We start from the raw sequence: 23,899 nt of genomic DNA, 5'->3' as shown, positions 1-23,899 counted from the left end.
GGAGGTTGCAGGACGGAGGGCCCTAGCGGGCCTTCCGTTTCAGCGCGTCCAGCAGCCGGATCGACCATGGCAGGAAACCATAGCTGATCAGGCAGACATTCACCGACACGGCAAGCACGGTCCGTCCCGGTTCCGGAAACGGCGGCAGCAGCAGATCCGCAAGCCAGCCCAGCGTCAGGATCAGCCCGATCAGGATCGCCACCGTCTCGGGCTTGCTGACCCTGACCCGGTCGGGCTGCAGCAGCGCCAGCCCGTCAAACGCCGCCCGTTCCGAAATGTCGAGACAGTGCCGGTCCAGATCCGCGATCAGCCGCTGCCGTTCCGGCGCGCGGTCCCATGCCTCCAGATCCCTGCGGGAGCGGAAGCTGAACACCGTCACCAGATCGATCTCGTCGCCATGCGGCGGCAGCCAGCTGTCCTGTGCGCCAAGGAAGCCTTCGGCCTGCGCCGCGGCGGCCCGCAGCCGGGCATGGGTGGCGATCACCTCGGGCCGGGCCTCTTGCCGCATCCGGCGCAGGATCACCGTGACGACGTGGGACGGGGCGTGCGGCATGGTCTTCTCCTGCGGTCTGTCGTCTGTCCTTACGGCAAAAGCCCCGGCCGTGCGACGGCCGGGGCGGGTCTGTCAGGGGCAAGGGCCGGGTCAGTGCCCGCCTTCCGCCTGCAGCGCGGCGTGGCGCAGATCCTCCTCGCTGACCTCGCGGGCGCCGTTGAACACGACATTCAGCGCGACGGCGGTGATCGAGGCCAGAAGGATGCCGGAGTCGATCAGCGGTTCGATGGCGTGCGGCAGCCACATGGAAAACTGCGGCGCGATCAGCGGGATCATCCCCATCCCCAGCGAAATCGCCACGATCAGCCCGTTGAAACGGTTGGCCTTGAAATCGACCCCGCCAAGGATGCGGATGCCGGTGGCCGCGACCATGCCGAACATCACCAGCCCGGCCCCGCCCAGCACGGCGACCGGCAGCGATTCCACCAGCGCGCCCATCTTGGGCACCAGCCCCAGCACGATCATGATCGCGCCGCCCATCACGCAGACATAGCGCGAGCGGATGCCGGTGACGCCGACCAGCCCGACATTCTGGCTGAACGAGGTATAGGGGAAGGTGTTGAACAGCCCGCCGATCAGCGTGCCCAGCCCGTCCGTGCGCAGGCCAGCGGACAGCGACGGGCGTTCGATGGTGCGCCCGCAGATATCCCCCAGCGCAAGGAACATGCCGGTGGATTCGATCATCACCACGATCATGACCAGCGTCATGGTCAGGATCATCACCGGATCAAAGATCGGCAGGCCAAAGCGGAAGGGGGTGATCAGTTCGAACCAGTCGGCGCGGTCCACATGGTCGAAATGCATGAGCCCCATGGAGGCGGCAAGCACCGCGCCCACGATGATCCCCAGCAGCACCGAGATGTTGGCCAGAAAGCCGCGGGCGAATTTCATCACCAGAATGATCGTGGTCAGCACCACCGCCGAAATCGCCATGTTGAGCGGGGTGGCATAATTCACGTTGTCCAGCGTGGCGGCCAGCCGCAGCCCTTCGGGCATGGCGGGCACGGTGCCCTCGGGCAGGCTGGCCAGCCGCTGCAGCCAGTCGGCATGGGCCGGATCGACGACCTGCGGCGCGGTGGCGCCCACCGGCACGCCGAAGATCCAGTTGATCCCCACCCGCATCAGCGTCACGCCGATCACAAGGATGATCGTGCCGGTGACGATGGGCGGGAAAAAGCGCAGCATCCGGCTGACCAGCGGCGCAATCAGCATCGCGATGATGCCCGCCCCGATGATGGCGCCAAAGATCATCCGCGCGCCATCGGTGCCGGGGTTGCTGGCGGCGATGGACACCATCGGCCCGACCGAGGCGAAGGTCACCCCCATCATCACCGGCATGCGGATGCCGAACCATTTCGTGGCCCCCATCGACTGGATGATGGTGACCAGACCGCAGACGAACAGATCTGCCGAAATCAGGAAAGCCACCTGTTCCGGGGTCAGCTGCAGCACCCGCCCGACGATCAGCGGCACCGCGATGGCGCCCGCATACATCACCAGCACATGCTGCAGGCCAAGCGTAAAGAGCTTGCCCGCAGGCAGCCGTTCATTGACCGGATCCACGAGATCTTTTGTTGACATGTTTTCCTCCTCCAAAGGGTGCCACCCTGCGGTGGCGGGGGCGCGCGACCCTCCCTGACCGCGCGCCGCGGGATCGTTCAGCCGTAGGTGGCGACGTCGGCGCCAGCCAGAGCGGCGATGTTCAGCAGGCCGCGCGGCGTCACGCCGGGCGTGACGATATGGGCGCGGTTGCCCATGCCCATCAGGATCGGGCCCACCTCCAGCCCGCCTGCGGCACTTTTCAGCAGGTTGCGCGCGGCGCCTGCCGCGTCGGTGGTGGCATAGACCAGCACATTGGCCGCACCCTCCAGCCGGTTGCCGGGCAGCAGCCGCTCGCGCAGCGCCGGATCCAGCGCCGCATCGGTGTGCATCTCGCCCTCATACTGGAAATCGCGCGGCTGGCTGTCGAGGATCGCCAGCGCTCCGCGCATGGCCCGGCCCGACCGGCTGTCCAGATTGCCGAACTGCGACCCCGAGCAGAGCGCGATCTTCGGCTCCAGCCCGAAGCGGCGGACATGGCGGGCGGCGGCCAGCACGGTGCGGGCCAGCGTTTCGGGGCCCTGTTCGACATGCACATGGGTGTCGGCGACAAATAGCGGCCCGTCTTCAAGGATCACCAGCGACAGTGCCCCCGCAGGCGACAGTTCCGGCGTCGACAGCATCTGACTGACATAGTTCAGGTGCCACAGATACTGGCCGAAGGTGCCGCAGATCAGGCTGTCCGCATCGCCGCGATGGACCATGGTGGCGGCAATCGCCGTGGTGTTGGTGCGCAGCACCGCCTTGGCCAGATCGGGCGTCACGCCATGGCGGCGCATGACCTGATGATAGCTCTGCCAGTAATCGCGGTACCGTTCGTCGCTTTCGGGATTCACGATCTCGAAATCCCGCCCGGGCTGGATCGACAGCCCGGCCCGGTCGATGCGCTGTGCGATCACCTCGGGGCGCCCGATGAGGATCGCGCGATCGGTGCTGTCCTCGCTCATCACCTGTGCCGTGCGCAGCACGCGGTCATCCTCGCCCTCGGCAAAGACGATGCGGCGGCGCGACAGGCGGGCGGCGGCAAAAACCCCGCGCATCACCAGCGAGGATTTGAACACCTCCGCCTCCAGCGCCTGCCGGTAATCCTCCAGATCCAAGAGGCGCCGCGCCGCGCCCGACTCCATCGCCGCCCGCGCCACGGCCACGGCGACGGTTGGCAGCAGGCGCGGATCGAAGGGTTTGGGGATCAGGTAGTCGGGGCCGAAGGTCAGGCGTTCGCCCTCATAGGCCACGCCCACCTCGGCAGAGGTGGTCTGCCGGGCCAGCGCCGCGATGGCATCGACGCAGGCCAGCTTCATCGCGTCGTTGATCTCTGTCGCCTCGGCATCAAGCGCGCCGCGGAAGATGAACGGGAAACACAGCACGTTGTTGACCTGGTTCGGGAAATCCGACCTGCCGGTGGCGATCATCGCCCCCGGGGCCGCGGTGCGCGCCGCATCGGGCATGATTTCCGGGGTCGGATTGGCGAGCGCGAAGATGATCGGCGTCTCGGCCATCTCGCGCACGCTTTCGGCGGGCAGCGCGCCGGGACCGGAGAGGCCCAGAAACATGTCCGCGCCTTTCAGCGCCTGTTCCAGCGTCAGCCCGGCGGGGGCGGTGGCAAAGATCATCTGTTCGGGGGCGAGCCCGGTGCGCCCGGCATGCAGCACGCCCGACCGGTCAAAGACGGTGATGTTGTCCAGCGGCACGCCCATCTTGTGCAGCATGGTCAGGCAGGCCACCCCGGCAGCCCCCGCCCCCAGCCCGACGATGCGGATGTCCTGCGCGCGCTTGCCCGCAAGGCGCAGCGCGTTCTGCACGGCGGCGGCGACCACGATGGCGGTGCCGTGCTGGTCGTCGTGAAAGACCGGAATGCCCATGCGGTCGCGGCAGATCCGCTCCACGGTGAAACAGTCGGGCGCCTTGATGTCTTCAAGGTTGATGGCGCCAAAGGTCGGCTCCAGCCGGCAGACCAGATCGGCCAGCGCCTCGGGATCGGGTTCGTCCACTTCGATGTCGAAACAGTCGATCCCCGCGAATTTCTTGAACAGCACCGCCTTGCCCTCCATCACCGGCTTGGCGGCCTGCGCGCCGATATTGCCCAGACCCAGCACGGCGGTGCCGTTGGAGATGACCGCGACAAGGTTGCGCTTGGCGGTGTAGCGCGTGGCCAGCGCCGGATCCGCCGCGATCTCCAGACAGGCCTCGGCGACGCCGGGCGAATAGGCGCGGCTCAGGTCGCGGGCCGTGGCCATGGGCTTGGTCGGGCGGATCTCCAGCTTTCCGGGGCGCGGATAGGCGTGATAGTCAAGCGCCGCCTGCCGTTCCAGCTGCTGCCGCGAGGCTTCGGGATCCATGCGTTTCTCCTCCTGTCGGGGTGGGGTGGCTCAGGCCGCCGGATCGGGGCGGGCGGCCATGCGCTGCGCCATCTCGATCAGGCGGGCCGAAAAGCCCCATTCGTTGTCATACCAGCCCATCAGCCGCAGCTGCCGGGTGCCGGTGGTCATGGTTTCGGGCAGCGCCAGCACCAGCGATTCCGGGCGGCCCCGGAAATCCGTCGACACGCAGGGATCGTCGGTCAGCCCCACCAGCGGCGAGCCGTCAAAGGCCTCGCGCAGGAAATCGGTGACGGGCTGTTCGAAATCCTCGCAGGTGCGGATCACCGCATCGATGGCCGAGACGGACAGGCAGGGCACCCGCAGGGCGGCGATGCTGAGCCGCCCCTGAAATTCCGGCAGCACGCCGATCACCTGCCCGGCGGCACTGGTGGTGGTGGGGATCATCGACACGGCGGCGGCGCGGCTGCGTTCGGGCGACGGGCCGGGCCGGTCCACCGTGGGCTGGCTGCCGGTGTAGCAGTGCACCGTGGTGACATGGGCCTTTTCGATGCCGAGCCCAAGATCAAGCATCCGCAGCAGCGGCGCGATGGCATTGGTGGTGCAGGAGGCGTTGGACACGATGCGCGCCGCCCCCAGTTCCTGATCGTTGGCGCCCAGCACCACCGTCACGTCAGCGGCGGGCGACGGCCCCGAGATCAGGACAGAGCGCGCGCCCGCGACCAGCCCCGCCTCGGCCATGGGCCGCGCCTGCGCCTGCCCGGTGCAGTCCAGCACCACATCGATGTCGCGCAGATCCAGCGTGCGCAGGTCGGGCGCCTGCGTGACGGCGATGCGGCGCCGGTCCACTCCGATCCAGCCCCTGCCGGTGCTGACCGTGCCGGGGAAGGGGCCATAGACGCTGTCATAGCGCAGCAGATAGGCGCAGGTGTCGAGCGGGGCGATGTCGTTGATCCCGACGAGGTCCAGCTTGGCCCCCGCCGCGACGATCTGGCGAAACACCGTCCGGCCGATCCTGCCAAAACCGTTGAGAAAGATGCGGACGGGGCGGGTCATGCGCGGCCCCCATACATCAGCACCAGCGCGGGCAGCCATGCGGTCAGCACGCCGCTGCACAGGGTGGCCAGCGCCGTCTGCCGCCGGAAACCGCGCTGCAGCGCCAGCGTCAGGAAATACAGGAACCACAGCCCGGCCCAAGCGAGCCAGCACAGGCCCAGCCATGTCTCCATCGCGGTGGTGGCGGCGCGCAGGGTCCGCACCGCCTCGGGCAGCACCGACAGTGCCACGAACAGCGAAAACCACCCCAGCCCGCGCCCGTCCGACCCGCTGACCCGGTTGAAGGCCACCCACAGATAGGTGACGCTGAACAGCAGGGTCATCGCCACGGCGCGCACATCGGCCACGTCCCGCGCCTGCACCAGCGACACGGCGGCGACGGCGGCGGTGATCGCGGCGGTGGCGCCGTTGATCAGCACGATCTCGCGGTCGTCAATGCGTCCGGCCATCCACAGGCCGTTCAGCACCAGCACGGCACCGACAAACAGCAGAGACAGGGGCAGCAGCATGGCGCGGGCCTTTGCATCGGACATGAGCGGAGAGGCAGGCTGCGGCGCATCCGCCGCAGCCCGGTGATCTGTCGAAAGGTGAGGGGGGGTCTAGAAATCGACCTCGATCGCGCGGCCTTGGGCCACGGCCAGATCGACCACCGCCGCCGCGACCGCCAGATCCTGCAGGCCGACACCGGTGCCGTCAAACAGCGTGATCTCGGCGGCGTCTTTGCGGCCCGGATGGGTGCCGTTGATCACCGCGCCCAGCTGGGCGATATCCGCTTCCTGCAGCAGCCCCTCGGCGATGGCGTGCTGCGCCTCGCCGATGCTGACCGACTGCGCGATCTCGTCGGCAAAGACCGTGGCGCGGGCCAGCAGCGCCGCCTCCACCTCCTGCTTGCCCTTGGTGTCGGTGCCCATGCAGGCGATATGGGTGCCGGGGCTGACATGTTCCGCCAGCAGCGAGGGCGCAAAGGCCGAGGTGATGGTGATGATGACATCGGCCTCGGCCATGCCGGGCAGATCCACCGCCGCGAAGGGCAGGCCCGCCTCGGTCGCCACCTTTTCGATGTTGGGCAGCATCTCGGGGTGGTAATTCCAGCCGATCACCTTTTCAAAGCCGCGCTGTTCCAGCGCCGCGCGCAGCTGGAAGGTGGCCTGATGCCCGGCGCCGATCATGCCGATCACCTTTGCGTCCTTGCGGGCCAGATGCCGGATCGACACCGAGGAGGCGGCGGCGGTGCGCAGCGCGGTCAGCAGGTTGCCCCCCACCATCGCCCGCACCTTGCCGGTGTCGGGGTCGAACAGGAACACGGTGGACTGGTGGTTGATCAGCCCGCGCTTGTCCATGTTGTTCGGCCAGTAGCCCCCGGCCTTCAGACCCAGCGTCAGCCCGGCGCGGTCGAACCCGCCCTTGAAGCCGTAAAGCGCGTCTTCATGGCCGATGGCCTCGCGCACCACCGGGAAGTTGTAGGCCTTGTCGGCGGCCATGGCGGCAAAGACCTGTTCCACAGCCGCAAAGGCCGCGTCGCGGGTCATCAGGTCGGCGATCTCGCGTTCGGGCACGATCAGCATGGGTCTCTCCGTGGATGATGTTTCATGCGCCCGCGTGCCGCTGCCGGGGGGATGGCATACACGGCGGGCGACTTCCGGCTCCTCCCGAACCGGCCCCCCTGTGGGGATCAGTAGGCCTTGCCGCGCGCCGAGACCGGCCAGACGCATTCCACTTTGCCGTTCCGCACGCCCACATACCAGTCATGGACATTGGCGGTGGGGTCGCAATGGCCGGGCACGAGGCGCAGCTTGTCATTGACCTTCAGCACGCCCTTGGGATCGCTGATCACGCCATGCTCGTCCGAGCATTTGACATATTCCACGTCATCGCGGCCAAAGATCACCGGCAGGCCGCTGTCCACCGACTGCGCCTTGAGGCCCGCATCGCAGATCGCCTTGTCCGCCTTGGCATGGCTCATGACCGAGGTCAGGATGAAGAAGGCGTTTTCCCACTCGCCCGCGTCGATGCGCTTGCCGTCCTTGTCGAGGATGCGGCCATAATCCGCGTCCATGAAGGCATAGGATCCGCACTGAAGCTCGTTATAGACCCCCGAGGTCGACTCGAAATAATAGGATCCGGTGCCGCCGCCCGAGACCAGTTCGGTGTCGATGCCTTCGGATTTCAGCGTGTCCACCGCGTCCTTGACCTGTGCCACGGCGGCGTCGATCTTGGCCTGACGGTCCTCGAAACTGTCCATGTGCTGCATCGCGCCCTGATAGGCCTGAATGCCGCGATAGCTGAGGTTCGGGGCCGCCTCGACGGCGCGCACGATCTCTACCACGGCGGGGGTCGTGGTCACGCCACAGCGGCCCGCGCCGCAGTCGATTTCCACGAAGATGCCCAGCCGGGTGCCGTAGCGCTGCGCCGCCGCCGAGAGGTCGGCGATATTGGCCACGTCATCGACGCAGACGATGATGTCGGCGCCCTGTTCGGGCAGGCGGGCCAGACGGTCGATCTTGGCGGGGTCGCGCACCTGATTGGACACCAGCACTTCCTTGATGCCGCCGCGCACGAAGACCTCGGCCTCGGACACTTTCTGGCAGCAGACGCCGACCGCGCCGCCAAGCTCCATCTGCAGCTTCAGCACGTCCACGGATTTGTGCATCTTGCCATGGGCGCGGTGGCGCATGCCATGGGCGCGGGCATAGTCGCCCATCTTGCGGATATTGCGTTCCAGCGCGTCAAGGTCAAGCACCAGACAGGGCGTCTGGATGTCGGCCTCGTCCATGCCGGGCAGGGCGGGGATGTCGAAGCCCACTTCGAGCTGGTCGAAATTCACGGGTGCGTTCATTGTCTTGTCTCCCTCACTGGGTCCACGGCAGCCGGTCAAGATCGACATTGCCGCCGGTGATGATGATGCCCACGCGCTTGCCCCTGAAGGCGTCGGGCTGTTTCAGGATGGTGGCGAGCGGCACGGCGCTGGACGGTTCCATCACCACGCGCAGATGCTTCCAGATCAGCTTCATCGCGTCGATGATTTCCTGATCCGAGGCGGTGTAGATCTCGCTGACATGGCGGGACACGAAATGCCATGTCAGATCCTTGAGCGGCACCAGCAGCCCGTCGGCGATGGTCTTGGGCGCGTCATCGGCGATGATATGCCCGGCCTTGAAGCTGCGATAGGCGTCATCCGCCTGTTCCGGCTCTGCGGCGATCACCCGGCATTCCGGCGCCAGCGTCGCGAGCGTCAGGCAGGTGCCGGAGATCATGCCGCCGCCGCCGATGGGGGCCACGACCATGTCCAGACCGTCGGTCTGTTCCATGAACTCCCGCGAACAGGTGCCCTGACCCGCGATCACGCGCGGATCGTTGTAGGGGTGGACAAAATCGCCCCCCGTCGCGGCCTGCACCTCGGCAAAGGTCGCCTCGCGGCTGGAGGTGGAGGGCTCGCATTCGGTGATCACGCCGCCATAGCGGCGCACCGTGTCCTTCTTGGCCTGCGGGGCGGTGCGCGGCATCACCACGTTGCAGGGGATGCCCCGGCGCATCGCGGCATAGCTGAGACAGGAGGCATGGTTGCCGCTGGAATGGGTGGCCACGCCCAGCTTCGCCTGCGCCTCGTCCAGTCCGAAGACCGCGTTGGCGGCGCCGCGCACCTTGAAGGCGCCCGGCTCCTGAAAGTTCTCGCATTTGAAGAACAGATCCGCCCCGGTCAGCTCGTTCAGAAAGGCCGAGCTGCGGACCTCGGTGCGGCGGATATGCGGCTTGATCCGCTCATGCGCGGCCAGCATGTCCTCGAAGGTGGGGATGATCATCGCGCTGTCCTTCATCTCAGGCGGCCGCCTTCCGGGTCTCGATGCGGCAGCCGCGATAATAGTCCTGCGCCGCCGCCACGCCGGATCCCAGCCGGATGTCCAGTCCCAGATCGGCCATGACCATCTCTGCCGTGGCAAGGCCCGACAACGCCATGACATCGGTGAGCGACCCCAGATGGCCGATGCGGAACACCTTGCCCGCAACCTCGCCCAGCCCGGTGCCGAAGGCAACGCCATAGGCGCTGGCGGCATGGGAGACGATGTCGGTGGCGTTGAAACCTTCGGGGGTGCGGATGGCGCTGACCGTGTCCGAATAGACCTCCGGCGACACCGCGCACAGCTCCAGCCCCCAGGCGCGGACGGCGGCGCGCACGCCTTCGGCGATGCGGTGGTGCCGGGCGAAGACATTGTCGAGCCCTTCGGCCAGCAGCATCCCGCAGGCTTCGTTCAGCCCGTTCAGCAGCCCCACGGCGGGGGTGTAGGGATAGGCGTTGTTGGCATAGCCCTTGGCCATGTCCTTCACGTCGAAGAAGGTGCGGGGCAGGGTGGCGGTGTCGGTGGCCGCCATCGCCTTCGCGCTGAAGGCGGTGATGGCAAGGCCGGGTGGCAGCATGAAGCCCTTCTGCGATCCGGTCACGGCCACGTCGACCCCCCACTCGTCGAAGCGGAAGTCCATGGAGGCGATGGAGCTGACCCCGTCGACAAACAGCAGCGCCGGATGGCCTGCGGCATCCAGCGCGCGGCGGACGGCGGCGATGTCGGATTTTACGCCGGTCGCGGTCTCGTTATGGGTGGCCAGAACCGCCTTGATCCGGTGGCCGGTATCGGCGGTCAGGATCTCTTCGTAGCGGTCGGCGGGCAGGCCGTGACCCCACGGGGTTTCCACGATCTCGACCCCGAGCCCGTGGCGCTGGCACATGTCGATCCAGCGGTGGCTGAACATGCCGTTGCGGGCGGCCAGAACCGTATCCCCGGCGGACAGGCAGTTGCTCAGCGCGGTTTCCCAGCCCCCGGTGCCGGTGGACGGAAAGATGAAGATCTGCGCGCTGTCGCTTTTCAGCACCCGGCGCACGCCGTCGCGGGCGGGATGCAGGATCTGGCCGAAGAGCGGCGAGCGGTGGTCGATCGTCGGCATGTCGCAGGCCTTGCGCAGCCGCTCGGGGATGTTGGTCGGACCGGGAATGAAAACCGGGTTCTGAAAGCTCATGGCGTGTCTCCTTCCGTCATGTCCATCACCTTACGGAGCCCCGCCCCTGCCGCATATTTTTTTGAATGGCTTTTTCATTTTGGGGGTGATCCGGAAAAATCATCCGTTTACAGAGGTTTATATTTTTCATATCGTGAATTCACTTTTCATTAAAAACAGAAGGCATCTCATGGAATTCCAAGACAATGCCGCGCGCGGTCCCCGCAAGGCCCGGGGACGGCCGCGCGACTGGGAGGACAAGACGGCGCAGAACACCATCAAGTCGCTGGACCGGGCGATGGAGGTCTTTGAATTTCTCAGCGAACGGCAGGGGATCGCGCTGAGCGCCATCGCCGATGACATGGGGCAGTCACCCTCCACCATCTATCGCGTGCTGGTGACGCTGGAGGGGCGGGGGCTGGTGGAATTCGACGCGGAAGAGCAGCTTTGGCATATCGGCCCGCGCGCCTTCATGATCGGGTCGCGGTTCTTGCGCCGCACCAGCCTTGTGGACCGCGCCCGCCCGGTGATGCGCGCCCTGATGGAGGCGACGGGCGAGACCGCCAATCTGGGCGTCGAGAAAGAGGGAAAGGTGCTGTTCCTCAGTCAGGTCGAAACCCACGCCAATATCCGCGCCTTCTTTCCGCCGGGCACGCTGTCGGCGATGCACGCCTCTGGCATCGGCAAGGCGCTGCTGGCGCAGATGGATGACGCGCGGCTGGCGCGCAGGCTGGAGGGGGGCCTTGACGCCTTCACCGAAAAGACGGTGACCGACCGGGACAGGCTGATGGCGGATCTGCGGCAGATCCGGGCGCGCGGCTATTCCTGCGACGACGAGGAACGCAATATCGGCATGCGCTGCATCGCGGCGCCGGTCTTTGACATCAACGGCGAGGCCATCGCCGGACTGTCGGTGTCTGGCCCCACCAGCCGGGTCACGGCGGAGGCGCTGCACAAGCTGAGCCGCCCCGTGGTCGAGGCGGCCCGCATGCTGACGGAAGCGATCGGCGGAAAGGTCACTCCGCGGCGGGTCTGAGCCTTGCCGGCGACGGCCACGCGACAAGGGAGACGATTTTGGTGGGTCAGCAGGGCCAATTTATCTGCGACCTTGGTCCACCACTCAAGAAGATCAGCGAAGCGCAATTCCGCTGCGGTCGGGCAAATGTCAGTTCCACGCCTCGAGACATATCAATAGGGGTTTCTGGCGCATTCAGACGTTTGCAGGTTATCTTGCGGATTTCCCTTTCTTCCCTGCGGTCAGATGGATACTTTTTGGGAAATTGATATGAGGGGCAGATCATGCGCATTGCAGTTTCTATCGTTATTCTCGCATCGCTGGTGTCGGCGTGTGGCGGCTCGCAGCTTCCGCCGGAACAAAGGGCAGAGCGAGAGGCCAAGCTTGCGCAAACAGACGCTGCGCTGTCCGAAGCCAAAACGGTGACGGTCAATGGCAAAACGTTTCGCGTCGCCCATGTGACCGAACGCGATCAAGCGCTTGTGGACCTTGTGGGACCGTCCACGCCGTATTTCGCCGCGGATATAGAAGCGGCATCGCGCACGGCCACGGGATGTGCGGGCACCTTCGACCCGGGCATTCTGGCTTTTCTGGGGGGAGACATTGCGACAACTGACCTTGCCGCATTGCGCACCAAGGTGTCAGGCCGCTTCGCGGGCTGGTCCGTTTCACTGGAGTGCTGACGGATCCCACCATGACGCGGGGAGCGATTGCGGCCCTATTTGTCTTGCTCGGCGGCTGTTCCGATCAACAGCCGCCACCGGTTTCGGCACATGCGATTGCAGAGGCAAGTGCGCGCCAGAACCGTGTCCCGACTTATCCTCAGCCTGACACGACCTATCTGTCCTTTTCCCGCGCGCATGGGTTTCAGGTGAATTATCTCGCGCCTGAAGGAAAGGCGTGGCTTTGGTATCCCGGCAACAGGCTTGGCGTGCCGGAAGACTACAAAAGGGATGTCGTGGCCGGACAAGAGGCAATGTGCTGGCGCCATCCCCCGAACAGCTTCAATCCAGTGACCCGCAAACAGGGCGGGACGTTTGCGTGTGAAAGCTTGGCTCTTGCGCGGAGCACGGTCGTCTCTGCCCTGCCTGCTGATCCTTTTGCGCTTCAAACGGGAAGAGTACCCTACACTCTGGATCGCTGCGCCGCCCCTGCAGAGTTCAGCTTCGACCGAACCACCATTTCCTGCTGAAGACGGTTCTGACGCGCCCGGTCTCTGCCGGGCGCGGGTTCGACCCTTGCCTCAGGAGGGGCCTTGTCAACTTGCGGCAGGCGGTCTGAGGCCGGGCCCTAGACGCGCCCGGTTTACCGGTTGTTCGTCCTGCGGGGCAGGGCCTGCGCGCCGGGGCGCAGCGCCATGTGGCGGTTCACATCCTTGTAGAGCAGGTAGCGGAACCGCCCCGGCCCGCCTGCGTAGCAGGCCTGCGGGCAGAAGGCGCGCAGCCACATGAAATCGCCCGCCTCGACCTCGACCCAGTCATTGTTGAGCTTGTAGACCGCCTTGCCCTCCAGCACGTAAAGCCCGTGCTCCATCACATGGGTTTCAAGGAAAGGAATGACCCCGCCCGGCTGGAAGGTCACGATGGTGACATGCATGTCATGGCGCAGGTCGTTGGGATCGACAAAGCGGGTGGTGGCCCATGCGCCATTGGTGTCGGGCATGGGGGTGGGGGCGATGTCGTTTTCGTTCAGGATCAGCACATCGGGCTCGTCGAGCCCCGGCGCGGGCTCATAGGCCTTGCGCACCCAGTGAAAGCGCAGCACCTCGGTGCCGCGGTTGTGCAGGCGCCAGTCGGCGGAGGGCGGCAGATAGGCATAGCCGCCGGGGGTCAGGCGGTGGGTGTCGCCATTGACCTCCAGCTCCGCCTCGCCCTCGACCACGAACAGCACGCCTTCGGCCTCGGGGTCGGTCTCGGGCGTGTCTGATCCGCCGCCCGGCTGCACTTCCATGATGTATTGCGAAAAGGTTTCGGCAAATCCCGACAGCGGGCGCGCGATCACCCAAAGCCGCGTGCCGGTCCAGCCGGGCAGGAAGCTGGTGACGATGTCGCGCATCGTGCCCTTGGGAATGACCGCGTAAGCCTCGGTAAAGATGGCGCGGTCGGTCAGGAGCTGGTCCTGGCCGGGCAGGCCGCCATGGGGGGCGTAATAGGTCGCGGACATGCAAATCTCCTGAAGGTCGCGGCTGTCCGGACCTGTATGGCGCGGCGCCATTTCCAGTGAAACCCATAAAGGTCGGACAGCTCTTTTCCGAAAATATTGAAAATCGTGGCGGCGGGGGCGCCCGCCGCCGGTGGCACCCGGATCAGGCCGGTTCGGGATGCCGGATCCGCGCCGCGCCGCGCGCCGCGGCCTTGCGCGGGGTGCCGGCGACATAGACCTCGGCGATGGCGCGGTCATCGCCCATCATCTGCAGGATGAACAGTTCCTCCGCCAGAGTGTCGGCGCGTTCGGCACGCAGCGCCATCGCCTCGGTCGCGCGCACGTTGAGCACGGTGATGTCCGCCTCGGTGCCCGGATCAAGCGTGCCGATGCGGTCCGCCAGCCCCAGCACTTCGGCATTGCCGCGCGTCGCCCAGTGGAAGGCGCGCAGCGGATGCAGCGGCTGGCCCTGCAGCTGCAGCACCTTGTAGCCTTCGTTCAGGGTCTGCAGCATGGAATAGCTGGTGCCCGCGCCCACATCGGTGGCGATGCCGCTGGTGATGCCGCGCGCCCGCAGCCCGCCTTCGTCAAAAAGCCCGCTGCCAAGAAACAGGTTCGAGGTCGGGCAGAACACCGGATGCGCCCCGGTCGCGGCCAGCGCGTCGATCTCGCGCGGGCGCAGGTGGATGGCATGGCCCAGCAGGGTCCGGGGGCCAAGCAGGCCGAAGCGTTCGTAGATGTCGAGGTAATCGCGCGCCTCGGGGTAAAGTTCGGCGGTATAGGCGATTTCCGCCAGATTTTCCGACAGATGCGTCTGGATGTGACAGCCGGGATGCGCGGCGGCAAGCGCGCCTGCCATCTCCAGCTGGTCGGGGGTCGAGGTGATGGCGAACCGCGGGGTGATCACATAGCCGTTGCGCCCCCGCCCGTGCCAGCGCGCGATCAGCGCGGCACTGTCGTCATAGCCCTGCTGCGGCGTGTCGCGCAGTCCGTCGGGCGCGTTGCGGTCCATCATCACCTTGCCGCCCAGCATCCGCATGTCGCGCCGCGTGGCCTCGGCAAACAGCGCCTCGGCGCTGGCGGCATGGACCGAACAGAAGGCCACGGCGGTGGTGGTGCCGTTGACGGTGAGCTGGTCGAGAAAGGCCTGCGCCATGCGCGCGCAGTGGTCGGGATCGGCAAAGCGCAGCTCTTCGGGGAAGGTATAGCCGTTCAGCCAGTCCAGCAGCTGCGCCCCCCACGAGGCGATGACCTGCACCTGCGGGAAATGGATATGCGTGTCGATGAACCCCGCCATCATCAGATGCGGGCGGTGATCCACCACCGGCGCATGGGGGGCCTGCGGCGCGACATCGGCAAAAGCGCCGGAGGCGGCGATCCGCCCGTCGCGCGACAGAAGCCCCGCATCCTCAAGATAGGTATAGGCCTCGGCATCGTCCGGACCGGCAGGGTCGCGATGGAAGGTCAGCAGGCGTCCGCGAAGCAGGGTTTCGGTCATGGGCGGTCTCCGGTCTGTCAGAAAGGGAAGGGGGCGGCGCCGCCGCCCCCGGGGACATCAGGCCCGCTGCGCGGGGCTTGTGTCGTCGATCATGTCGGGCTCGTCGGGGACGATGACGCGCTGGGTCAGATCCTCGCGCGGGGCCACCAGCGGATAGAGGCAGAGGAACCCGCCGATGATGAGATAGCCGATGGTGATGCCGTCGAACTGCGGCACCTGCAGGGCCGCGGCATGGATCACCCCCACCGAGGACATCACCGCCGCTGCCAGCGCAAAGCCGCCCGCGCGGCGGAACCGCCCTTCGATCACGTCGGCGACGATGGCGCCCCAGACCAGCCCGGTCAGGATCGCGCCCTGGCTCAGCGCCAGATGGCCCTCGTAATGCGCGCCCTCCATCAGCAGGGCGGCGGTCAGGCCGTCCTCCCCCAGCGCGGGCAGGTTTTCCGCCCCCGAGGCGCGCAGCGCGTTCATCAGCGAGCCCCATTTGGTGATGAGCAGCGACGAGACATGCGGCAGGATCGCGAATGACACCGCAGCCATATGCGCCGGCTTCACCGCCCAGGCGGTGTTGGTGATGAGGCTGACCGAGACAAAGACCAGCACCGGCGCTGCCGCCGCCACCGGGATCAGCCCAGCCAGCAGCGACAGGAAGCCCAGAAACGCCGCCGCCGCGATCACCAGCGCCACGCCGATGATATAGCCCGCGCGCGCGTCAAGCCGCTTGTAGGCGGGATGGCCGATATAGACCGTGGTGGGAAAGGGCGAGCCGAAGACCGCGCCGATCATGGTGCCCGCCCCGTCGGTCAGCTGGCACAGCCCCACCGGATAGCTGTCCCCCGCCGCTTCTGCGGATTCCACGTTGTTCATCGTCTCGATGAAATTGTAGATCTGCACCGGCACCAGAACGAGGAACAGTTCGGGATTGGCGAAGAGATACTGGATCCCCGCGATCAGATCGCCAAAATAGGGCACCGGCGCATAAAACCGGAGCCCCGAGGTGTCGATCCGCGATTCCCCCAGGAACAGCGCGATCAGCGTGCCCGCCGCGATGGCCGCAAGCCCGGCGGGGATGTTGCCGGGCAGGCGGAACCGCCCGATCAGCCCCCAGAGGATGAAGAGCAGCGAGGTGAAGCCGATCACCGGATGTTCGAAGATCTGCGACAGCGGCACCGCACCGATGAACATCAGCGCGATCCCGCAGAGCGTGCCCAGCATGCCCGCGCGCGGGGTGATCCGCTTCAGCCACGGGCCGATGATGGCGCCCATGGCCGCGACGATGCCACCCATGAAGCCCGCGCCGATGCCGACCTGCCACGCCAGCAGCGGATCCTGCGTCGCCCAGTAGATCGGGCCGATCACGCCGAAGAGGTAGACGAACATGACCGGGGTCGAGATGCCGTAGGGCAGGGCGGTGACGTCGCGGCCCTGCCGGGTCGCCGTGACCTTCGCCATGACGGTATAGACCGCGACCCCCGCAAGGATGGCCACCGCCGCCCCCGGCACGATGCGCCCGAAGACGATCTCGGCGGGCATGCCGAACACGAACTGGCAGATCCCCGACAGGATCAGCAGGTTCACGAGATTGTCGGTGAACAGCGCCCAGAAGGCACTGGTATCGCCGGGTGAAAACACCCGGTAGCTGTAACGTGTCCCGTCCATGACGGTATCCTCCTCCGCTTTGACCAGCTCCGCCGTCCGCTACCGGGCCGACGCTCCCTTCTGGTCGTGGTAATGGCCCGCCTCGGGCCCCTGTCCCGCCTGAGCGGGGCTGGTTGCGACAGTTTCAGAGGTCAGATCAGCCATGATCTCGGCCACGACAAAGGCCGCGATCAGGCTGGGCCGCTTGTCGCGGCTGCCGCTTGCCCCGATAGGGCAGATGAGTTGGTCGAACCCGGCCAGCCCGCCCTGCGCGCGCATCCAGCTTTTCAGCTTGGCGCGTTTGGTGGCGGAACCGATCATGCCGACATAGGCCGCATCGCCCCGGGCCAGCGCCGCGGCGGTCAGCAGGAAATCCAGCCCGTGATCATGGGTCAGCACGACAAAGGCGCTGCCGGGCGGGGCGGCGGTGATGTCCATTTCCGGCATGACCGACAGCCGGGTTTCCACCGACGCCTCGCACAGCGCCAGTTCCTGCGCGCGCGGGTCGATCAGGATGCAGCGCACCGGCATGTGCTGCAGCTGCAGGGCGATGGCGCGGCCCACATGGCCCGCGCCCAGCACATAGACATGGGGCAGGGCGCGCGCCTCGGCCCCGGCGCGGCGGAGGGCCGCGCGCTTGTCCGAACCGCGCATCCGGGTCAGCGCCATTTCCACCCGCCCGCCGCAGCACTGGCCGATCTCCGGCCCCAGGGGCACGTCCATGGCCGTGGTCAGCACGCCGTCGCGCAGCATGGCGCGCGCCGCCTCGATGGCGCGGTGTTCCAGCTGGCCGCCGCCGATGGTGCCGTAAACCGCTGCCGGCGCCACGAACATCTCGGTGCCTGCCTCGCGCGGCGAGGAGCCGCGCACCCGGGTCAGCGCCACGCGGATCACCGCGCCCTGCGCCCCAAGGAACCGGGCAAGCTCGGTGACCTGCCGTGCCATGGCCTCAGTCCCCGCGCCGCAGCCGCGCCACGGCCATCAGCACCCGTTCGGGGGTGGCGGGCGCGTCAAGGCGCGGGCAGACACGGTAATCCGCGACCGAGGCCACCGCCATGGACAGCGCCTCAAAGACCGAGATGCCCAGCATGAAGGGCGGCTCGCCCACGGCCTTGGACCGCTTGATGGTCAGTTCGCGGTTCTCCGACCAGTCCGCCAGCCGCACGTTGAAGATGCGCGGCCGGTCAGAGGCGAGCGGGATCTTGTAGGTGGAGGGCGCGTGGGTGCGCAGCCGCCCGGCCTTGTCCCACCACAGTTCTTCGGTGGTAAGCCAGCCCATGCCCTGTACGAAGGCGCCTTCCACCTGCCCCCGGTCCAGCGCCGGGTTCAGCGAGCGGCCCACATCATGCAGGATGTCGGTGCGGTCCACCCGGTATTCGCCGGTCAGCGTGTCGATGGTCACTTCGGAACAGGCGGCGCCATAGGCGTAGTAATAGAAGGGGCGGCCCTGTCCCTTGGCGCGGTCCCAGTGGATTTTCGGCGTCTTGTAGAAGCCCGCCGCCGACAGCTGCACCCGCGCCAGATAGGCCTGCCGGATGAAGGCATCAAAGGACAGCACCTCGTCGCCGACATGCACCTGATTGGCGACAAACCGCACGGCATCGGGGGCGACGCTCCAGCGCTCCGCCGCGAAGCTGAGCAGCCGCGCCTTGATCTGTTCCACCGCGTCAAGCGCTGCCATGCCGTTGAGGTCGGTCCCCGAGGAGGCGGCGGTGGCGGAGGTGTTGGGCACCTTTTCCGTCGTGGTCTTGGTGATCTTGATGCGCTCGAAATCGACCTGAAACGCCTCGGCCACCACCTGCGCCACCTTGGTGTTGAGCCCTTGGCCCATCTCGGTGCCGCCGTGGTTAAGGTGGATGGAGCCGTCGCTATAGACATGCACCAGCGCGCCCGCCTGATTGTACCATGTCGCGGTGAAGGAGATGCCGAACTTGACCGGCGTCAGCGCGATGCCCTTTTTCAGCACCTTCGAGGCGGCGTTATGGGCCACGATGTCGCGGCGGCGCTGGCGATAGGCGCTGCTTTCCTCCAGATCCGTGACCAGCCGGTCAAGGATGTTGTCCTCGACCTGCTGGTGATAGGGGGTCAGGTCGCGGCCCGCACCGCCATAGAAGTTGATCCGGCGCACGTCGAGCGGATCCTGCCCGGTGGCATAGGCGATCTCCTCGATCATCCGTTCCGCCGCCATTACCCCCTGCGGCCCGCCAAAGCCGCGAAACGCGGTGTTGGAGACGGTGTTGGTCTTCATCGGGCGGCTGGTCAGCCGCACATGCGGATAGAAATAGGCGTTGTCGGCATGGAACAGCGCGCGGTCGGTGACCGGGCCGGAGAGGTCGGCGGAAAAGCCGCAGCGCGCCGCAAAGGTGCCGCCCACGGCCAGAATGCGGCCCGTCTCGTCAAAGCCCACGTCGTAATCGATCACGAAATCATGGCGCTTGCCGGTGGCGGTCATGTCCTGATCGCGGTCGGGCCGGATCTTGACCGCACGGTTCCACTTCTTCGCCGCCATCGCCGCCACGACGCAGAACAGGTTCATCTGGCTTTCCTTGCCGCCGAACCCGCCGCCCATGCGCCGCACGTCGACCACCACCGCATTGGAGGGCACGCCCAGCACATGGGCCACCATATGCTGCGCTTCCGAAGGATGCTGGGTGGAGCAGTGCACCACGATGTCGTCATCCTCGCCGGGGATGGCAAAGGCGATCTGGCCTTCCAGATACATGTGATCCTGCCCGCCCACATGCATCCGCCCGCTGATCCGGTGCGGTGCCTGCGCGAAACCTGCCTCCACATCGCCCCGCTCCAGCTTCAGGGGCGCGGTCACATGGGGATAGCCCGCCTCCTGTGCCGCGATGGGATCAAGCGCATGGGGCAGCACCTCGCAGTCGATCCGTGCCAGTGCTGCCGCACGGCGGGCGATGTCGCGGGTTTCGGCCACCACCGCGAACAGCGGCTGGCCATGGAACTGGATCAGGTCGGTGGGAAAGACCGGCTCGTCATTCTGGCCGGTGGGGCTGATGTCGTTGACGCCGGGCACGTCGGCGGCGGTCAGCACGCCCACCACGCCCGGATAGGCCAGCACTGCCGTGAGGTCGAGCCCGTTCAGCCGGGCATGGGCCACGTCCGACACGCCCAGATAGGCGTGCAGCGTGCCCTCGGGCTGGGCGATGTCATCGGTGTAATCGGCGCGGCCCGTCACATGTTTGACGGCGCTGTCATGGGTGCGGTCGGTATGGGCCGCGCCGCTGATGGTCAGGGTATCCTTCATCGTGCTGTCCTTTCCCGGCTTACGCGGTTTCAAGTTGGATGGGGGCGGTGGTGGCGGCGTCATGTTCCAGAAAGAAGCGGCGCAGCAGGTTCTGCGCGCCCAGCATCCGGTAGGCCGCCGAGGCCCGCCAGTCGTCCAGCGGGGTGAAATCCTGCGCCAGCGCCTCTGCCGCCGCCTCGAACGCCGCTTCCGACCAAGGCTGGCCGGTCAGCGCCCGTTCGGCACCGCTGGCGCGTTTGGGGGTCGCCGCCATGCCGCCAAAGGCCAGCCGGGCCTGCGTGATCCGGCCCTGCTCCACGGTGATGCGGAACCCCGCCGCCACCGCCGAGATATCCTCGTCCCGGCGCTTGGACAGCTTGTAGGCGGCATGAAGGTCATCGGCGCCGGGCAGGGGAATGTGGATGCTTTCCACAAATTCGCCCGCCGCGCGGTCCTGCTTGCCGTAATCAAGGAAGAAGTCCTGCAGCGGCAGGCGGCGGCGGTCGGCGCCGCGGCGCAGCACGATCTCTGCCCCAAGCGCGATCAGCACCGGCGGCGTGTCCCCGATGGGCGAGCCATTGGCGATGTTGCCGCCCACGGTGCCCATGTTGCGCACCTGCCATCCGGCGATGCGGTCCCAGTAGCGCGACAGATGCGGCAGGTGCTGGGCCAGAACGCTCTGGCAGTCGGTATAGCTGGCGCCCGCGCCGATCAGCAGGCTGTCGCCCTGCCGTTCGACCCGTTTCAGCGCGTCCAGATGCCCGATAAAGATCGCAGGCCCGATGGGGCGCAGGAATTTGGTGACCCAGAGCCCGACATCGGTGGCCCCGGCGATGATCGTCGCCCCCGGCCAGCGCAGCAGGCAGTCGGCCAGATCGTCCACATCGGCAGGCAGGATGGCCAGATTGTCCTGCGGCCCGCTGACCACGCGCCGCCCGTCGCGCAGCGCGGCAAGCCGTGCTGTCATCGCCTCGCGTTCGGCGGTCAGGTGATCCGAGGCGGGGGTGCCGTAGCGGCTGACCGCCACGGCGGCGCGGATGATCGGCGCATAGCCGGTGCAGCGGCAGAGATTGCCCTGCAGGGCGGTTTCCACCTGCGCCTCGGTCGGCTCCGGCGTCTGCATCCACAGCGCGTAAAGCGACATCACGAAGCCCGGCGTGCAGAAGCCGCACTGGCTGCCGTGATGGTCGATCATCGCCTGCTGCACCGGGTGCAGCCGTCCGTCGGGCCCGGCCAGATGTTCGATGGTGACGACGTGGCAGCCATCGACCGAAGCCAGAAAGCGGATGCAGGCATTGACCGGCGCATAGACCAGCCCGGTGGCGGTCAGCCGTCCGACCAGCACGGTGCAGGCGCCGCAGTCGCCCTCGGCGCAGCCTTCCTTGGTGCCGGTCAGGCGCCGCTCCAGCCGCAGGAAATCAAGCAGGGTGCGGCTGGCCTCGACATCGCGGACCGAGATTTCTTTGCCGTTGAGTATGAAACGAATGTCGTCGCGATCTGTCATGCTGTCCTCCGCTTGGCCTTGGGTCTTGGGTCACGCATCCCGGGGCCACGCACAGCATACGGTGCGAAATTGGCTCGAAAAATCGCTCGTATCGGCAAATACTTTCAACAGATTGTTGAAAAAGCCGGGCGCTGCGCGCAGAATGGGGGCCGCTGGCAGCGCGGGAGGCAGCCCATGTCCTATATCGAAAGCCTGCGGGTCTTTGTCCGGGTTCTGGAACTGGGCAGCATCACCTCGGGCGGGCGCGATCTGCGGCTGACCCCAGCTGTGGCCAGCAAGCGGCTGAAAGAGCTGGAGAAACATCTTGGCGTGCGGCTGTTCAACCGCACCACCCGGTCGATCAACCCCACCGAGGCGGGGCGGGTCTTTTATGACGAGGCGCGTGCGGTGCTGCTGGCGCTGGAAAATGCCGAAGCGCGGGTGGCCAGCTTTTCGCAGGTGCCGCGCGGGGCGATCCGCGTCACCGCGCCCCTTGGGGTCGGGCGGCGGATCGTGGCGCCGCTGGTGCCCGGATTTTCCGACAGATACCCGGAAACCGAGGTGCGGATGCGTCTGTCCGACCGCAAGGTGGATCTGCTGGCGGACGGGCTCGACATCGCGTTTTTTGTCGGCGAGCCGGGCGATTCCAACCTGAAGCTGCGCAAGATCGCCGATTGCGACCGGGTGCTTTGTGCGGCCCCCGACTATCTGGCGCGCGCGGGCACGCCGCGCACGCCCGACGATCTGCTGCAGGCGGCGCATAACTGCCTGCTGCTGCGCTATCCCCGGTCGCCAGAATATTTCTGGACCGTGATGACCCCCGCCGGGCCGCAGAAGCTGGAAGTGCGCGGCAAATATGATGCGGATGACGGCGACGTGCTGACCGACTGGGCGCTGGCGGGCCGGGGCATCGTGAACAAGCCGCGCTTTGACGTGCAGGATCATCTGACCACGGGACGTCTGGTCGAGGTGCTGCCCGAGACGCCGCCGCTGCCGACGATCTTCGGCTGTCTTTACCCGCACAAGAAGCTGCAGGATCCGAAGATCCGGCTTTTCGTCGAACATGTCGCGCGGCAGAGCAAGCCGCTTTTTGCCAAAAGGCGGGCCGCCTGACGGGGCGGAGCTTTCGACATTGATATTACATAATCATCATTACAGGACTCAAGCGCAAGGGTCTGGACGGGGAAGGCAAAGCCCTCCCCGCCGCGGGTTTCAGTCTTCGGCAAGGATGCGGGTGATCAGGTCCAGCGTCGCCTCGGCGCGGGCCGCGTTGGGATAGTTGCGGTTGGCCAGAACGACCACGCCGATCTCTTCCTGCGGGACCATGGCCACATAGGCGCCAAAGCCGTTTGTCGCCCCGGTCTTGTTCAGGAACACCGGCCCGCTGCGCGCAGTGTCGCGGCGGGTGATCGGCTGCGGGGTCAGCGCCATCTCGCTGCTGTTGCCCGCCGCCAGCTGCGCGGCGGTGACGGGCCACGCATAGTCCTCCCAGATCATCGCCTGCGCGTAATGGGCGGTATCATAACGGGCCTCGCGCGTGCGGGACAGCGCCGCCTCCACCTCCGGCGACACCGGCCATGCGCCAAGATGGGCGTCCAGAAAGCGCAGCATGTCGGTGACGGAGGATTTGATGCCATAAGCCTCGGCATCCAGCATCCCCGGAGTGACCCGCACCGCGCTGTCGTCCGACCGGGCATAGCCAAAGGCATAGTCGGGCATCGCCGCTTCCGGCACGGTGACATAGGTGTAGCTCAGACCAAGCTCCGGCAGCAGTTCCTCGGTCAGCGCCGTCTCGTAATCGCGGCCAAACGCCTCGGCGGTCAGGCATCCCAGCAGGCCGATGCTCAGGTTGGAATAGGCGCGCAGGCTCTGCGGTTCTGCGGCGGTGGTCCAGCCCGCAAGCCAGTCGGACAGCTCGGCCTCGGTGGTGATCGTGTCCGGCACCTGCAGCGGCAGCCCGCCATTGGCATGTGCGGCCAGATCATAAAGCGAGATCCAGTCAAAGGCGCTGCCCTGCAGGTCGGGCCGCAGATCGGACACGGCGGCGTCCAGCGACAGCAGGCCACGCTCTGCCGCGAGCCCGGCCAGCGCCACGTTGAACAGCTTGCTGACCGAGCCCAGTTCGAAAAGCGTGTCGGCGGTCACCGGCTGCGCGCCCTCCCGCACGGCCAGCCCACGGGTGAGGACATGGCTTTCGCCCCGGTAGGTGATGCCGATGGCCATGCCGGGGATGTCATGCGCGGCCATCACCGGGCCGAAGACCGCGTCGCCAAGCTGCTGGATCCGCGCGTCGGACAGGGGCGCGGCCAGAGCCGGGGCGGCGCAAACCGCAGCCGCGAGGGTAAACACAAAGGGGGATGTCAT

Annotated in this window: 20 protein-coding genes; 4 read left to right on the top strand and 16 right to left on the bottom strand. The window is 66.8% G+C overall.

Annotated features, from left to right (window positions below):
• Window positions 1–22: 22 nt before the first annotated feature.
• From VK682_RS03600 to bhcA, 9 genes are all read right to left on the bottom strand, one after another.
• Entirely contained in the window at window positions 23–553 is a 531-nt protein-coding gene (locus tag VK682_RS03600; protein WP_230796192.1) for a putative antibiotic biosynthesis monooxygenase, read from the bottom strand.
• A gap of 90 nt (window positions 554–643) precedes the next feature.
• On the bottom strand, window positions 644–2,134 hold the full coding sequence (locus VK682_RS03595; RefSeq protein ID WP_230796193.1) for a nucleobase:cation symporter-2 family protein: 1,491 nt from the start codon (window positions 2,132–2,134) through the stop codon (window positions 644–646).
• Window positions 2,135–2,211: 77 nt separating this feature from the next.
• The gene (locus tag VK682_RS03590; protein WP_324781460.1) at window positions 2,212–4,491 is read right to left on the bottom strand and encodes an NADP-dependent malic enzyme; all 2,280 of its coding nucleotides are present in this window, start codon (window positions 4,489–4,491) and stop codon (window positions 2,212–2,214) included.
• 30 nt (window positions 4,492–4,521) lie between these two features.
• Window positions 4,522–5,526 carry a type I glyceraldehyde-3-phosphate dehydrogenase gene (locus tag VK682_RS03585; RefSeq protein ID WP_230796196.1) on the bottom strand — a complete coding sequence of 335 codons (1,005 nt, stop codon included), beginning with the start codon at window positions 5,524–5,526 and terminating at the stop codon, window positions 4,522–4,524.
• Complete coding sequence (locus VK682_RS03580; RefSeq protein WP_089845185.1) at window positions 5,523–6,035, bottom strand: AmiS/UreI family transporter; 513 nt, start codon at window positions 6,033–6,035, stop codon at window positions 5,523–5,525. Before VK682_RS03580 ends, VK682_RS03585 begins: the two co-directional genes overlap by 4 nt.
• A 90-nt stretch (window positions 6,036–6,125) precedes the next feature.
• A complete protein-coding gene (gene bhcD, locus VK682_RS03575) occupies window positions 6,126–7,091 on the bottom strand; it encodes an iminosuccinate reductase BhcD (protein WP_089844936.1) in 966 nt (321 codons plus the stop codon).
• 107 nt (window positions 7,092–7,198) lie between these two features.
• Window positions 7,199–8,362, bottom strand: coding sequence for a 3-hydroxy-D-aspartate aldolase BhcC (gene bhcC, locus VK682_RS03570; RefSeq protein ID WP_230796198.1), 1,164 nt, complete (start codon window positions 8,360–8,362; stop codon window positions 7,199–7,201).
• A 13-nt stretch (window positions 8,363–8,375) separates the two neighbouring features.
• Window positions 8,376–9,341 (bottom strand): beta-hydroxyaspartate dehydratase BhcB, encoded by a 966-nt coding sequence (bhcB, locus tag VK682_RS03565; RefSeq protein WP_230796199.1) that lies wholly within the window; start codon window positions 9,339–9,341, stop codon window positions 8,376–8,378.
• Window position 9,342: 1 nt separating this feature from the next.
• Entirely contained in the window at window positions 9,343–10,533 is a 1,191-nt protein-coding gene (gene bhcA, locus VK682_RS03560; RefSeq protein ID WP_230796200.1) for an L-aspartate--glyoxylate aminotransferase BhcA, read from the bottom strand.
• A gap of 169 nt (window positions 10,534–10,702) precedes the next feature.
• Here bhcA and bhcR point away from each other — a divergent pair, with 169 nt between their 5' ends.
• The 3 genes from bhcR to VK682_RS03545 all read left to right on the top strand — a co-directional run bounded on the left by bhcR (window position 10,703) and on the right by VK682_RS03545 (window position 12,719).
• On the top strand, window positions 10,703–11,548 hold the full coding sequence (gene bhcR, locus VK682_RS03555) for an HTH-type transcriptional regulator BhcR (protein WP_230796201.1): 846 nt from the start codon (window positions 10,703–10,705) through the stop codon (window positions 11,546–11,548).
• Between the two features lie 263 nt (window positions 11,549–11,811).
• Window positions 11,812–12,210, top strand: a complete 399-nt coding sequence (locus VK682_RS03550) for a hypothetical protein (RefSeq protein WP_131821793.1) — start codon at window positions 11,812–11,814, stop codon at window positions 12,208–12,210.
• Between the two features lie 11 nt (window positions 12,211–12,221).
• Entirely contained in the window at window positions 12,222–12,719 is a 498-nt protein-coding gene (locus tag VK682_RS03545; RefSeq protein WP_230796202.1) for a hypothetical protein, read from the top strand.
• Between the two features lie 113 nt (window positions 12,720–12,832).
• Here VK682_RS03545 and VK682_RS03540 read toward each other — a convergent pair whose 3' ends face one another.
• The 6 genes from VK682_RS03540 to xdhA form a co-directional block, all read right to left on the bottom strand.
• Window positions 12,833–13,690 carry a bifunctional allantoicase/(S)-ureidoglycine aminohydrolase gene (locus VK682_RS03540; RefSeq protein WP_230796203.1) on the bottom strand — a complete coding sequence of 286 codons (858 nt, stop codon included), beginning with the start codon at window positions 13,688–13,690 and terminating at the stop codon, window positions 12,833–12,835.
• 142 nt (window positions 13,691–13,832) lie between these two features.
• On the bottom strand, window positions 13,833–15,167 hold the full coding sequence (gene guaD, locus VK682_RS03535; RefSeq protein WP_230796204.1) for a guanine deaminase: 1,335 nt from the start codon (window positions 15,165–15,167) through the stop codon (window positions 13,833–13,835).
• A 57-nt stretch (window positions 15,168–15,224) separates the two neighbouring features.
• Window positions 15,225–16,826 (bottom strand): permease family protein, encoded by a 1,602-nt coding sequence (locus VK682_RS03530; protein WP_230796205.1) that lies wholly within the window; start codon window positions 16,824–16,826, stop codon window positions 15,225–15,227.
• A 39-nt stretch (window positions 16,827–16,865) separates the two neighbouring features.
• Window positions 16,866–17,750 carry a xanthine dehydrogenase accessory protein XdhC gene (xdhC, locus tag VK682_RS03525; protein WP_230796206.1) on the bottom strand — a complete coding sequence of 295 codons (885 nt, stop codon included), beginning with the start codon at window positions 17,748–17,750 and terminating at the stop codon, window positions 16,866–16,868.
• Window positions 17,751–17,754: 4 nt separating this feature from the next.
• Window positions 17,755–20,073 carry a xanthine dehydrogenase molybdopterin binding subunit gene (gene xdhB, locus VK682_RS03520; protein ID WP_324781459.1) on the bottom strand — a complete coding sequence of 773 codons (2,319 nt, stop codon included), beginning with the start codon at window positions 20,071–20,073 and terminating at the stop codon, window positions 17,755–17,757.
• A gap of 19 nt (window positions 20,074–20,092) precedes the next feature.
• Window positions 20,093–21,556, bottom strand: a complete 1,464-nt coding sequence (gene xdhA, locus VK682_RS03515; RefSeq protein ID WP_230796208.1) for a xanthine dehydrogenase small subunit — start codon at window positions 21,554–21,556, stop codon at window positions 20,093–20,095.
• A gap of 174 nt (window positions 21,557–21,730) precedes the next feature.
• Here xdhA and VK682_RS03510 point away from each other — a divergent pair, with 174 nt between their 5' ends.
• A complete protein-coding gene (locus VK682_RS03510) occupies window positions 21,731–22,648 on the top strand; it encodes a LysR family transcriptional regulator (protein WP_230796209.1) in 918 nt (305 codons plus the stop codon).
• 99 nt (window positions 22,649–22,747) lie between these two features.
• On the opposite strand, the gene ampC is transcribed toward VK682_RS03510, so the two are convergent.
• Window positions 22,748–23,899 carry a class C beta-lactamase gene (ampC, locus tag VK682_RS03505; RefSeq protein ID WP_324781458.1) on the bottom strand — a complete coding sequence of 384 codons (1,152 nt, stop codon included), beginning with the start codon at window positions 23,897–23,899 and terminating at the stop codon, window positions 22,748–22,750.

The sequence above is a fragment of the Salipiger marinus genome, assembly GCF_035481585.1.
In the GTDB taxonomy this organism is placed as follows: domain Bacteria; phylum Pseudomonadota; class Alphaproteobacteria; order Rhodobacterales; family Rhodobacteraceae; genus Salipiger; species Salipiger marinus.
Note: the sequence above shows the minus strand (reverse complement) of the source record. Positions and strands in the feature narration are given on the sequence as shown.